The 12,803-nt window shown below is 68.0% G+C and carries 12 protein-coding genes; 6 read left to right on the plus strand and 6 right to left on the minus strand.

Annotated elements, in window-relative coordinates; translation table 11 throughout:
* Positions 1–80: 80 nt before the first annotated feature.
* From AC07DA_RS13290 to AC07DA_RS13300, 3 genes are read right to left on the minus strand one after another with little or no spacing between them, the layout of a single operon-like run.
* Positions 81–1,331, minus strand: coding sequence for a cystathionine gamma-lyase (locus AC07DA_RS13290; protein WP_479127505.1), 1,251 nt, complete (start codon positions 1,329–1,331; stop codon positions 81–83).
* Entirely contained in the window at positions 1,328–1,819 is a 492-nt protein-coding gene (locus AC07DA_RS13295) for a low molecular weight protein-tyrosine-phosphatase (protein WP_479127507.1), read from the minus strand. The genes AC07DA_RS13290 and AC07DA_RS13295 overlap by 4 nt, the downstream gene beginning before the upstream one ends.
* A 6-nt stretch (positions 1,820–1,825) precedes the next feature.
* Positions 1,826–2,203: a phage holin family protein gene (locus AC07DA_RS13300; RefSeq protein ID WP_479127509.1), complete on the minus strand. Its 378-nt coding sequence runs from the start codon at positions 2,201–2,203 to the stop codon at positions 1,826–1,828.
* 60 nt (positions 2,204–2,263) lie between these two features.
* On the opposite strand from AC07DA_RS13300, the gene AC07DA_RS13305 reads away from it, so the two are divergent.
* The 4 genes from AC07DA_RS13305 (at position 2,264) to AC07DA_RS13320 (ending at position 4,530) form a co-directional block, all read left to right on the plus strand.
* Positions 2,264–2,581, plus strand: a complete 318-nt coding sequence (locus AC07DA_RS13305) for a cupin domain-containing protein (RefSeq protein WP_479127511.1) — start codon at positions 2,264–2,266, stop codon at positions 2,579–2,581.
* A 154-nt stretch (positions 2,582–2,735) separates the two neighbouring features.
* Positions 2,736–2,948 carry a DUF5326 family protein gene (locus tag AC07DA_RS13310; protein WP_470826073.1) on the plus strand — a complete coding sequence of 71 codons (213 nt, stop codon included), beginning with the start codon at positions 2,736–2,738 and terminating at the stop codon, positions 2,946–2,948.
* A 313-nt stretch (positions 2,949–3,261) separates the two neighbouring features.
* Positions 3,262–3,996 (plus strand): IclR family transcriptional regulator, encoded by a 735-nt coding sequence (locus AC07DA_RS13315; protein WP_479127828.1) that lies wholly within the window; start codon positions 3,262–3,264, stop codon positions 3,994–3,996.
* A gap of 99 nt (positions 3,997–4,095) precedes the next feature.
* Positions 4,096–4,530 (plus strand): SsgA family sporulation/cell division regulator, encoded by a 435-nt coding sequence (locus tag AC07DA_RS13320; RefSeq protein ID WP_479127513.1) that lies wholly within the window; start codon positions 4,096–4,098, stop codon positions 4,528–4,530.
* A 94-nt stretch (positions 4,531–4,624) separates the two neighbouring features.
* Here AC07DA_RS13320 and AC07DA_RS13325 read toward each other — a convergent pair whose 3' ends face one another.
* Positions 4,625–5,869: a YibE/F family protein gene (locus AC07DA_RS13325; RefSeq protein ID WP_479127515.1), complete on the minus strand. Its 1,245-nt coding sequence runs from the start codon at positions 5,867–5,869 to the stop codon at positions 4,625–4,627.
* 1,034 nt (positions 5,870–6,903) lie between these two features.
* Between AC07DA_RS13325 and thiC the strand changes: the two genes are divergently transcribed.
* Positions 6,904–8,706 carry a phosphomethylpyrimidine synthase ThiC gene (gene thiC / locus AC07DA_RS13330; RefSeq protein ID WP_479127516.1) on the plus strand — a complete coding sequence of 601 codons (1,803 nt, stop codon included), beginning with the start codon at positions 6,904–6,906 and terminating at the stop codon, positions 8,704–8,706.
* Positions 8,707–9,186: 480 nt separating this feature from the next.
* Here thiC and AC07DA_RS13335 read toward each other — a convergent pair whose 3' ends face one another.
* Positions 9,187–9,990 carry a hypothetical protein gene (locus AC07DA_RS13335; RefSeq protein ID WP_479127518.1) on the minus strand — a complete coding sequence of 268 codons (804 nt, stop codon included), beginning with the start codon at positions 9,988–9,990 and terminating at the stop codon, positions 9,187–9,189.
* Positions 9,991–10,436: 446 nt separating this feature from the next.
* On the opposite strand from AC07DA_RS13335, the gene AC07DA_RS13340 reads away from it, so the two are divergent.
* The gene (locus AC07DA_RS13340; protein WP_479127519.1) at positions 10,437–11,351 is read left to right on the plus strand and encodes a phosphotransferase enzyme family protein; all 915 of its coding nucleotides are present in this window, start codon (positions 10,437–10,439) and stop codon (positions 11,349–11,351) included.
* Positions 11,352–11,354: 3 nt separating this feature from the next.
* On the opposite strand, the gene AC07DA_RS13345 is transcribed toward AC07DA_RS13340, so the two are convergent.
* On the minus strand, positions 11,355–12,728 hold the full coding sequence (locus AC07DA_RS13345) for a sporulation protein (RefSeq protein WP_479127520.1): 1,374 nt from the start codon (positions 12,726–12,728) through the stop codon (positions 11,355–11,357).
* Positions 12,729–12,803 lie beyond the last annotated feature (75 nt).

The raw sequence follows: 12,803 nt of genomic DNA on the forward strand, positions 1-12,803 counted from the left end.
GGTCGGGCGGTTCTTGCGCGCGGAACCGGGAGGACGGTCCGAGCCACGAGGGGGGAGGCTCGGACCGTCCGTGGGGAGGGTCAGGCGGCCGACGCGTCCAGGGCGCGCAGGAGGTCCGCCACCAGATCGTCCGGGTCCTCGGCCCCGACCGACAGGCGGACGAATCCCTCCGGAACGTCGTCCCCGCCCCAGCGTCCGCGCCGCTCGGCCGTGGACCGCACTCCGCCGAAGCTCGTCGCGTCGTCCACGAGCCGCAGCGCGTCGAGGAAACGGTCGGCACGCGCGCGCGAGGGCAGCGTGAACGACACCACGCTGCCGAAGCGCCGCATCTGCTGAGCGGCGATCTCGTGCGCAGGGTCCTCCGGGAGCCCGGGGTAGCGCAGGCCGGTCACCTCGGGCCGCGCGCGCAGCGCCTCGGCGACCGTCAGAGCGGTGGCACACTGCCGGTCGACCCGCATCTGGAGCGTCGCGATCGAACGGTGGGCCAGCCAGGCCTCCATGGGGCCGGGGATCGCTCCCACGATCTTGCGCCAGCGGCGTACGGCGGTCATCGCCTCGGCGTCGCGGCCCACGGCATAGCCGAGGAGGATGTCGCCGTGGCCGGTGAGCTGCTTGGTGCCGCTGGCCACCGCGAAGTCGGCGCCGAGCTCCAGCGGGCGCTGGCCGAGCGGGGTCGCGAGGGTGTTGTCGACGGCGACCAGCGCTCCCCGCGCGTGCGCCGCCTCGGCGAGCCGCCTGACGTCGCACACGTCGAGCCCCGGGTTCGACGGTGTCTCGATCCACAGCAGCTTCGCGCCGTCGAGGACGTCGAGCTGGGCGTCGCCGCCGGTCGGCGCGGTGCGGACCTCGATGCCGTACGCCTCCAGCTGGGCACGGACCAGGGGCAGCGCCTGATAGCCGTCGGAGGGCAGCACGCACACGTCCCCGGCGCTCAGCTGCGAGAAGAGCACCGCGGAGGCCGCGGCCATGCCCGAGGCGAAGACGAGCGTCTCGATGTCGTCCCGGCCGGGCGCCTCCAGCTCGCCGATGGCGCGCTCCAGCAGCGTCCAGGTGGGGTTCTCGTCCCGGCCGTAGGTGTAGGGGCCGGTCGGATCGCCCGGCAGGTGGAAGTGGGCGGCGAACACCGGGCCGGGCAGGGTGGGCTCGTACTTGACCGCCTCGGGCAGTCCCGCCCGCACCGCGCGCGTGCCGTCGCCGGAACCCGTGGCAGCCGGGCCTTTGGACACGGAACCCGTGGCCGCCCGGCCGCCGGGCCCGGAACGCGGGTCCTGGTGGGTGCCGTACCCGCCGCCCGTCGTTCCGCCCTCGTCACCCGTCGCGGATTCGCTCATGCCGCCCGTCCCTCCATGTCCTCGCGCACTGCGGCGAGCAGACCGGGGCTCGCCGCCTCCACCATCTCAAGACACTCCTCGAAGCCCTCCGGCCCCCCGTAGTAGGGGTCCGGCACGTCGAGGTCGTCACCGGCGGCGGGATCGTAGGAGCGCAGCAGCCGCACCTTGCGCGCGTCCTGCTCCGTGGGCGCGAGACGGCGCAGGGCCCCGAGGTGGCCGGAGTCCAGCGCGATCACCAGGTCCAGGCGGGAGAACCACGACGGCTGGAACTGCCGGGCCGTGTGGTGCGCGGAGTAGCCGTTCTCCTCCAGCACCGCCACCGTGCGCGGATCGGCGCCGTCGCCCTCGTGCCAGCCGCCCGTTCCGGCGCTGCCCACCTCGACCAGATCGTCGAGCCCGGCCTCCGCGACCCGCGCGCGGAAGACGGCCTCGGCCATCGGGGAGCGGCAGATGTTGCCCGTGCAGACGAAACAGACGCGGTACGTCATGGTGGCTCAGTCCCCGTCGGGCAGGACGACGTGCAGCGCCCAGGAGACGACCGAGATGATCAGGCCGCCCAGGACGGCCGTCCAGAAGCCCTCGACGTGGAAACTCAGGTCGAGCTTGTCGGCCAGCCACGAGGTGAGCAGCAGCATCAGCGCGTTGACGACCAGGGTGAACAGGCCCAGCGTCAAGATCAGCAGCGGCAGGCTGAGGAGCTTGACGACCGGCTTGACCAGGAAGTTCACCAGGCCGAAGAGCAGGGCGACGGCGATCAGGGTGCCGATCTCCTTGCCCGTGCTGTCACCGGTCAGGGTGATCTTGTCGAGCAGCCACACCGCGACCGCCAGAGCACCCGCGTTGGCGATCGTCTTGACTACGAAATTCATCATGTGTCTGATCGTGGCAGACCTGATCGGACACGGGCACAAGAGGCAGGGGCGGACAAGGCGATGAAGGCATTCCGGCTGGACGAACTGGAGGCGGAGCGCGCCGCCAACGACGGGGCCTACCTGCAGTTCCTCCGGGAGCGAAACATGTCGGTCGGCCTCTACGCCCTGGACGCCGGCGAGCAGGATCCGCAGAAGCCGCACCATCAGGACGAGGTCTACTTCATCGTGAGCGGCCGGGCCGCGATCACCGTGGGGATGGAGACGACCCAGGTGGCGCGCGGCAGCGTGGTCTACGTGCCGGCCGGGGTCGCCCACAAGTTCCACCACATCACCGAGGATCTGAGGGTGCTGGTGGTCTTCGCTCCGCCGGAGAGCTGAGGGGCGGCCCCCGGGTTCCCTAGGGGATCGGTCAGGGGAGGACAAGGGGTGCGCGGCCCCCGTGGCCCCCGTCCCGGGCCTAGCATCGAGTGCGGAACATCAGGACCGACAGGACCCGGCACTCGGACGGGGCGGAGAGGTAAGGACAAGGGCGATGCGAGAGATCTTCGCGGGACTGCCGTGGTGGGTGAAGTGGATCGCGGTGCCGGTCATCGCCCTCGTCGTGTTCGGGGGGCTGATCGCCAGCGTGGTGGGCTTCGTCATCGGACTGCTCTTCAAGGTGCTGGTCTTCGTGGCGCTGGTCGGTGGACTGATCTACGTCGTACGGAAGTTCACTGCGAGCTCCTCGTCGCGCGGCGACTGGTGAGACCGGTGGGAAACCGGTGGGGGTAGCGGGAAACGCCTGGAATCACCGGTTCCCTCGGCCGGGGGAAGTTTCCCGTCCGGGCCGTCTGCGTGCGGTGGCGGACGAATAGAGTCCGGAACTCGACGCGGGGACATCCCCGCGAGCGGCGTACACGCCCACCCGTGTTGCTCGCACGGGCTGCCCCCTCGCGCTTCGGGAGTGACCCTTGGTCCCGGCTGACACCGCCCCTGTCCACCTCCACGCCGTCCCCGCGCAACCCCGTTCGGCGGCTCCCGGCGCGCCCTCACCCCCTTCTCCGCCCCCGGCGACCCTCATCGGATCCGTACAGCGCGCGATGCGCCTGCTGGAGACGGTCGCCCGGCACGAGTACGGCGCCCCCGCCAAGCAACTGGCCCGGGAGACCGGGCTGGCACTGCCCACGACGTACCACCTGCTGCGCACCCTCGTGCACGAGGGCTATCTCCGCCGGGACAAGGGCCTGTTCTTCCTCGGTGAGGCGGCCGAGCTGCTGAGCAGCAGCGGAGCGCGGCAGAAACGTCGCAGCACGGTGGTGGACGCCCTCGCCCGCTGGCGGGACGCGCTCGGCGTGCCCGTCTACTACGCGGTCTACCGCGAGGGCGAGATCGAGGTCATGTGCGTCTCCGACACCCCGGGCAACCCGGCGGTCGAGGAGTGGGCCGGCTTCCGGGAGACCGGGCACGCGCACGCCGTCGGGCAGTGCCTGCTGTCCCAGCTGGACGAGGAGGCCCGCCGCGACCACCTCGACCGCTACCCGGTGCAGCCCCTCACGCCGTACACGGTGCGCGACGACCACAGCCTGCTGAGGCGGCTGGAGCGGATCCGCCGGATGGAACCGGTGATCGAACGTCAGGAGTACGCGCTGGGCACGGTGTGCGCGGCGATTCCGCTGACCCTGGGCACCACGGCCGCGACGGTGGCCATCTCCCTGCCCGCGCACCAGTCGGACCGGCTGCTGCCGGCAGCCCGGCAACTGCAGCACGAGATCGGGCGGCTGCTCGGTTCCCTCGCGCTCTCTATCAGTATGTGAAAACTCACTCCTTGTGATCTGGTGTGTACGTTCAGCAAGATTCCACCAGATGTCAGAGGTTCGTTCCCGGCCAGTCGACGGCGAATGACGGGGTTAGCGATGCGCGAGTCCGTACAAGCAGAGGTCATGATGAGCTTTCTCGTGTCCGAGGAGCTCTCCTTCCGCATTCCGGTGGAGCTGCGCTATGACACCAGTGATCCCTATGCCGTGCGGCTGACCTTTCACTTGCCCGGTGATGCCCCGGTGACCTGGGCCTTCGGCCGGGAGTTGCTGATCGACGGCGTCGGGCGGCCGTGCGGCGAGGGCGATGTGCGGGTCACACCGGTCGAACCGGACGCGCTGGGCGAGGTGCTGATCCGCCTGCAGGTGGGCAGCGACCAGGCGCTCTTCCGGTCGTCCACGGCGCCGCTGGTCGCCTTCCTCGACCGCACGGACAAGCTGGTCCCGCTGGGCCAGGAGGGTTCGCTCGCCGACTTCGACGCCCATCTCGACGAGGCCCTCGACCGCATCCTGGCGGAGCAGGGCGCCGGGTGAGACCTCGGCCGGCGGCACGGTGGAGGAACGCTTCACCGGACGCCGCCGAGCTGTGCAGGAACGCTTCTGCCTGAGCGGTCCGCCCCCGGAGGGATCAGCGCTTGCGGCGCCGGCCCCTCCCACCGCGCGCCGCGGCGGTCTCCGCGGCGGGCTCCGCTCCCGGGCGGTCGGCCGACACCACCAGCGCCGCCAGGGCCGTGGTCACCGGCACCGACGCCACCAGGCCGATCGAACCGATCAGCGTACGCACGATCTCCTCCGCGACCAGCTCGCTGTTGGCGACCGTGCCCACGCTGCTCTGCGCGATGGAGAACAGCAGGAGCAGCGGCAGCGCCGCACCCGCGTAGGCGAGGACGAGCGTGTTGACGACCGAGGCGATGTGGTCGCGGCCGATCCGGATGCCCGCGCGGTAGAGCCCGCGCCAGCCCATCGACGGGTTGGCCTCGTGCAGCTCCCAGACCGCGGAGGTCTGGGTGACCGTCACGTCGTCGAGGACACCGAGCGAGCCGATGATGACCCCGGCGAGCAGCAGACCGCTCATGTCGATCGTCGGATAGAGGCCGTGGATCAGCCCGGTGTTGTCGTCGGTGTTGCCGGTGAGCGCCGCCCAGCCGATGAACACCGAGCCCAGGACGCCGATCAGCAGTAGCGAGACGAGGGTGCCGAGCACCGCCACGGACGTCCGTGCGGACAGGCCGTGGCACAGGTACAGGGCGATGAGCATGATGGCGCTCGCCCCGACCACCGCCACGACCAGCGGGTTCGAGCCCTGCAGGATCGCGGGCAGGATGAACAGGTTCAGCACCAGGAAACTGATGGCCAGCGCCACCAGCGCCATGACGCCCCGCAGCCGCCCGACGGCCACGACGGCGAGCGCGAAGATGCCGGCGAGCAGCGCGAGTGGCACGCGCCGGTTGACGTCCGTGACCGAGTACTGCAGGTCCCTGGGTGCCGAGGGCTCGTAGGCGACCACGACCTCCTGGCCCTCGTGCAGCTGGCGGGACTGGTCCGGCTGGACGATCTCGGTGAAGGTGCGGCCCTTGTCCTTGCCGCTGTCGACCCGGATCGTGGCGCGCTTGCAGGTGCCGTTCTCCTGCTGCACCGCGGAGGAGCCCTCGGCGGTGGAGGTGTCGCCGGTCGGCGGGACACCGGAGGCACCGGCCTCCTTGCAGCTGACGTCGACGACCTTGGTGACCGTCGCCTGCTGGGTCTGCCGGTCGAAGCCGACGCCGGTGCGCTCGTGCGGCGGGGCGCCGCCGGGCCACAGTACGGCGAGACCGACCAGCACCGCCGCGGCGAACGGGATCAGGACCGCGGCGATGACCTTGCGCAGATGCATCGAGACGGGCGTCGCCGGGCCGTGGCTGTGCGCATGCCCGTGACCACCGCCCGACGCCGGCCCGTGCCCGTGGCCGTGCCCGTCACCTCCGCCGGCGCCCTGACCACCGCCCCCGGAACCAGGGCTCCGTCCGCCACCCCCGGAACCAGGGCCCTGTCCGCCTCCGCCGGCGCCCTGACCGCCGCCTCCGGAACCAGGACCCTGTCCGCCGCCCCCGGAGCCGGAATCCGGCCCGGGGAAGCCGTGGCCGCCACCGGACCCGGCACCCTGGCGGCCACCGTCAGCCGGCCCGTATCCGCCGCCCTCACCCGGACCGTACTCACCACCCCGGCCGCCCGGCCCGTACCCGCCCCCGCCGCCCGGCCCGAAGCCGCCACCGGCACGCGGTGCGTACCCGCCACCCGGCCGTGGCCCGTAACCATCACCCGAGCTCGGCCCGTAACCGCCACGCGACCGCGGACCTCGACCGTCACCGGAACCGGCTCCGTACCCGCCCGTGGGGGCGGCACCGGACGCCCTGCCGGCATCGGACGCCCCAGCGGTACCGGACGTCCGGCCGTCACCATCGAAACCCGAACCGGTCCCATCGAAACCCGGACCGCTCCCGTCGAATCCCGAACCGGTCCCGTACCCGCGTTCCCGCCCCGGGGCACGGCCGTTTCCGGCCCCGGCGGCATCTCTGCCGTTGCCGGGGCCGTCGCCAGGACCGTTGCCGTGTCCGGCGCCGGATCCGCGGGACGGTTCGGGCGGAGGGTACGGGGGACGCTGTGTCGTGGTCACCGACCGATCATCGCAAGAACGACGGGGGCCCTCTGTTCACCGCGCCAAGATTGCCGCTAGCGTGGAGGCACCTTTTGTACACGCGGGAGCTCGGAGCACCGGGCTGAGAGGGCGCTGACCTCCGTCCCAGCGATGTTTCACATGAAACATCACCGAAGTCGAGTGATGTTTCACACGGAACGTCGGCAGACGGAAGCCGCTGCGTCGACCGCCGAACCTGTTACCGGGTAATGCCGGCGTAGGGAGTAGGTCTCATGACCAACAAGGACGCACGCACGCCTGCCTCCGTTCAGGACGGACAGTCCGAGGAGGCCGGGAAGTCCATCGGCTGGCACAAGGCGTACGTCGAGGGCACCCGCCCCGACCTGCGCGTGCCGGTCCGTCAGGTGCATCTCACCAACGGGCAGTCGGTCACGCTGTACGACACGTCCGGCCCGTACACCGATCCGTTCGTCGAGACCGACGTGCGCAGGGGCCTGCCGCCGCTGCGCGAGAACTGGATCATCGCCCGCGGCGACACCGAGGAGTACGCGGGGCGCCCTGTCCGCCCCGAGGACGACGGCATCAAGCACACCTCGCCCCGCGGGGGGCTGCGCAACCTCGACGCCGTCTTCCCCGGACGGCCGCGCCAGCCGCGACGCAGCCGGGACGGCAAGGCCGTCACCCAGCTCGCGTACGCCCGACGCGGGGAGATCACGCCCGAGATGGAGTACGTGGCCATCCGGGAGAACGTGGCGCCCGAAGTCGTGCGCGACGAGATCGCGGCGGGCCGGGCGGTGCTCCCGGCCAACGTCAACCATCCCGAGATCGAGCCGATGATCATCGGCAAGCGGTTCCTGGTGAAGGTCAACGCCAACATCGGCAACTCGGCCGTGACGTCCTCCATCGAGGAGGAGGTCGAGAAGATGACCTGGGCGACCCGCTGGGGCGCCGACACGGTCATGGACCTGTCCACCGGCCGCAACATCCACACCACGCGCGAGTGGGTGCTGCGCAACTCCCCCGTCCCCATCGGGACCGTGCCGCTCTACCAGGCCCTGGAGAAGGTCGACGGCCGGGCCGAGGAGCTGACCTGGGAGATCTACAAGGACACGGTCATCGAACAGGCCGAACAGGGCGTGGACTACATGACGGTCCACGCGGGCGTGCGCCTGGCGTACGTACCACTGACGGCGAACCGCAAGACCGGCATCGTCTCCCGCGGCGGTTCGATCATGGCCGCCTGGTGCCTCGCACACCACAAGGAGTCGTTCCTCTACGAGAACTTCGAGGAACTCTGCGAGATCCTGGCGGCGTACGACGTCACGTACTCCCTCGGCGACGGCCTGCGGCCCGGCTCGATCGCGGACGCCAACGACGAGGCGCAGTTCGCGGAGTTGAGGACGCTCGGGGAACTCAACCGGATCGCGAAGCGTTTCCACGTACAGACCATGATCGAGGGCCCGGGCCATGTCCCGATGCACAAGATCAAGGAGAACATCGACCTTCAGCAGGAGATCTGCGATGAAGCTCCGTTCTATACGCTCGGCCCGCTGACCACGGACATCGCGCCGGCGTACGACCACATCACGTCCGGCATCGGCGCCGCGATGATCGCCTGGTGGGGCACGGCGATGCTCTGCTACGTCACGCCCAAGGAGCACCTGGGCCTGCCGAACCGCGACGACGTCAAGACCGGCGTCATCACCTACAAGATCGCCGCCCACGCGGCCGACCTGGCCAAGGGGCACCCCGGTGCGCAGGAGTGGGACGACGCCCTGTCCGACGCGCGCTTCGAGTTCCGGTGGGAGGACCAATTCAACCTGGCCCTCGACCCGGACACGGCACGGGAGTTCCACGACGAGACCCTGCCGGCGGAGCCCGCCAAGACGGCCCACTTCTGCTCGATGTGCGGTCCGAAGTTCTGCAGTATGAAGATTAGCCAAAGCATCACAGAGCGGTTCGGTGGTGACGCCTCTGCTGGGGCCCCGCCTGAAGAGATCGCTGAGGGGATGCTGCGCAAGTCGAAGGAGTTCGCGGAGGCGGGCCACAAGGTCTACTTGCCGATCGCTGACTGATCCTCACCTGAGAGCGGTACGTGCTCCGGACTGGCCCAAGCTCGGTCGGGAGCAAGCACCGCCTGTTGGTTCACGCGAGGCTGCTGAGGCGCCACCACTGCGCTGGGTCTACAACACCTCCGTGCATAGGTGGATTCCGCTCCTTTCAGAAGCGGGATCCACCTCATTCCTCAACTGCATCAAGTTGAGCGATTGACTATCCGCTGAGCCCGCTTTTTATGTGTAGCTGCCCACCGATCAGGCGCTCACTTCGAGAGAGACGGATACCAGAGGTGCGCAATGGTGCTTCTTTATCGAGCATTAGGCCTGTGACTTTCGGCGATGACGCCAAACCGAGAATGAAATCAGTCCGATGAGTGCCACGAGCCAGATCGTGATCTCAACCTGACCAAAGCCGGATCCCAGAGTCAGCAGTAGAGCCAGGAAGATAGCGATGATCAACGCTATCTGTCCGATTAGAGATTTCATGTTAGCTCCCTGCTAGGCGCCGCTGCCGTCATACTTCGTCTTGCCCGTACCATAGACCTTCACCTGGGCCCACGGGTAGAGGGTGGCGTAACAACCATACTTGACGGCGCACAGTTGCACTTTTCGCTTCATCTTGGAAGTGGCCGAGGATGCGGGGACTCTGGATTTTGCGTTGGTGATTCTCTTGTTGTCCACCTCCACGACGTCCTGCTCATTCGAGAAGTCGTCGTAGCGGGAGCCCCAAGCGCGCACCTTACCACTGCCGTAGTTGAACTCTGCATAGGTGTGGTACTTGAAGATCACCGAGCCGAAGTAGCTGCGATGGGTGTGGGTGATGTGCGTCATCTTCCACTTGCCGCCCTTGACGCCTGCAGTCGCGGCGAACGTGGCGAGCGTGGCGCCATCGGCTTCAGTCTCTTCGGGCGTGATGACTTCTTCCGCCTCGTTGCTTGGTGTTGCGCTGGTGGGTGGCATGATTCGGGCCACCTGCTCCGGCGTCAGCGGCTTGCCATCAGAGCTCACAGCCTTCCCGTCATCCGTGATGACGGCTTCTTCGATGGTCGTTTCCGTGCGACTCGGATCGACGACAATCTTTGCAAGTTCCGGCTCGCGTTTCACAGCGTCTATGTCAGCTGCATTTCCGGTTCCGTTACTCACTCTCTTCAGCAGCGCGGCAGTAAGCACCGAATTCCACGTGGGAGGGTCCGACTTCTCTACGGCCGTGGCTGCAGGCGTCAGTGTTGCAATCAATGCTGTCGCGGTAATGGCCACCCCGGCCAGAGTCCCCCGCTGGCGACGGCTGTGCAACTCAAGCATTTATTTTCCTTATTCTGGTCAGTGGTCGTACGCGAGCTCGTTCGTGTCATGGACACGCCCCCGGCTTCGCGCAGTGAGATCTTATGAGCTGTGTGATCAAGTTGCAAGGGATCAGTTGAGAGAGTGGTGATGATGTGTGCGGCGACGTCTGAAGGCCTGGGATGTAGCGAGAGATTCGTTTCCTCAAATCAGGCTCAAATCGCCAGTCTCATTGCTCAAGGGAAGCTCAAATGGTGCCTCTTTCCGCAGGCGCCCTTAGTCGGTCGCGTACTGAGTCCTTGGTGAGACGAGGGCACGTGCTGGGGCCCGTTGGCCGCGCTTCTGGCAGCCCTTCGCTCAGGGGCGGTGACGCAGGTACGGTCGACTTCGTGTCCGGTGCGCGTCGGGTTGGTCACCCGTAGGCGTGCGCCGGTTGATCGCGCGCGACTAGGGGAGCTGGTACGGGCATGGCGCTTGACGCTGCTCGATCGCAAGAGGGGTTCACATCGACGAGGGCCGCGCAGGTGATGAGTGAGGCTTGCCGGGCGGCCGGGTTGGACCACAGAGGGGCAGAGCTGATCCGGCTGGGAGAGAACGCGCTCTTCCGCCTGGACACGGAGCCAGTGATCGTACGAGTGGCGCGGGGAGAGCCGTGGCTTCCCAAGGCTCGTGTTGAGGTGGCCGTATCACAGTGGTTGGCCGAGGAGGGGTTCCCTGCCGCGCGCCTGGTCGATGGGCTGGAGCAGCCGTTCCTGATCGATGGCCACCCGGTGACCTTCTGGCGGCTCATCGTCGAGGGCAGCCGTAAGGCCACGTATGGGGAACTTGGTGGCATCCTGCGGGACCTGCACTCCATGACGTTGCCCGTTGGCCTGAAGCTGCCCTCGTTCAACCCCTTCGACAAGCAGGAACTGCGGATCAGCCAGGCGGCGATCCCGGAGGACGACAGGCTCTTCCTCCGCAAGCGGTGGAGTGAGCTGCGCGACCAGTTCGAGGGCTTGCGGTTCGAGACCCCCAAGGGGCCGGTCCACGGCGACGCTCACGTGCAGAACCTCATGGTGAACGACCGGGGGGAAGTCATCCTGATCGACTTCGAGGCATTCTGCTTCGATCACCCTGAGTGGGACCTGATGGTCACCTCGGTGGAGCACCACAGCTTGGGGTGGCAGACCGAAGAGCAGTACGCCGACTTCGTGCGGGCGTACGGGCGGGACCTGCACGACTGGCACGGCTACGACACGCTCCGGCGGCTCCAAGAGTTCGGCATGACCACGTGGTTGATGCAGAACGTACGGGAGGACGAGGGGATCGCGGCCGAGTACCGCCGGCGCATCGCTGCCTTGAGGAACGACGACGCGCCGCGCGATTGGCGTCCTTCGTAGCTGTTACTCGTCCTCATCCAGACGGGCGAGCGCTTCGTTCACCTGTTCGTTGAAGGCGACGACGGCGGGGTTGGCCGCGTACGCACTGACCTCCGCCTGAAAGTCGGACACGTACCGCTGGACACGGGAAGACTGGAGGGAGTCGCCGCCGTCCACGGCAAGGCTGGCTGTGGTGACGGCGGCTTCCAACTCTCCGTTCAAGAGCTGGCTCTGTGCTAGCACCATGCGGCAGAAACCGAGAGTGCGGGCGTACTGCGGATCGGTGCTGTTCACAGCGCGCTGTGCGTGCTCGACCGCCTCACGGCGCATCCTCAGATCGCGGAAGCAGTGGCAGAACTCGCCCAGGAGTTCAGCGTCGTCGAAGTAGCTCAACCATGGCGGGTCGTCAGCACTGTCAGCACGCTCGAAGTAGCGCTCAGATTGGTTCATGGCGAGTGACGCCCCGGTTCGATCACCCGCGTTGGAGAGGGCCCGGGCCTCCATCGCCCAGTAATTCGCCATGGCACGCGGGGTTGCCCGGCCCTTGGCGCCCTCGACTGCGGCGCGGGCTAGCTGGATGGCCTGGGTGTGGTTGCCGAGGTAGTTGGCCTGGTGGCTGAGGTTGCCGAGGATGCGGGCGCCGAACATGCGGTCGTCGATGACCTGGGACAGTCGCAGTGTCGACGTGAGATAGCGGTGGGCGAGCCGGTGGTTTCCGGAGTCGTACGCGGTCCACGCGAGCAACTGGGAAACCTCGGCGGCGGCCCCGAACAAGGCCGTGCCTACCTTCTCGCTGTAGCTGGCGTTGAGCAGGGGCAGGACCTCATGGCGGAAGTAGTGGCGTAGTGCCTTGTGGCCGTGGCCTCCGCCGTACTTGAAGTCGAGTTGCATGAAGGTGGCGGCGGCGTCCCTGATTGCCCGGACGTCGCGCATGCCGACTCGCTGCTGAGCGGGCCTGTCGGTCTGGATGCCGTCCGGGCGCGCGATCATCCAGGACAGTACGGCGGAGCTGAGATCTGAGTCCGAGACGGTCAGTTGCTCAGACACCACGGTGTCGGCCCGTTCCTGGGCGAGTCCGTCCAGCATCGACAGCACGTCGGGGACCGTACTGGGATAGCCGATGGGTTCCGGAGTGGCCGGCCGTTTGTGATCGAAGAAGCCGAGATCGCCGGGAGTGATGCGGCGGCCGAGTTTGGCGCTCAGCACGTCGGCCATGAGTGCCGCTGTCTGAGGCTGGATGCCCGCGCCGTCCCGCCATCGCTGTACTGATACGTGCGTTGTTCCGAGACTGAAGCCCCGCTGAGCGGCGGCGTCCTTCATGCGCTTCGCCAGGCCCTTGTTCGAGACCTTCGCCTCGTCCATGACGGCGATTAACTGCGCGTTCGGCTCTCGGCTCATGCCTCCCTGCCAACCCGAGAATGACGGCGAGTGTTCATCGTGTCACAGCAGTATCAACCGTGAGGGTTCATTGAT

The sequence above is a fragment of the Streptomyces sp. NPDC044921 genome (assembly GCF_056432865.1).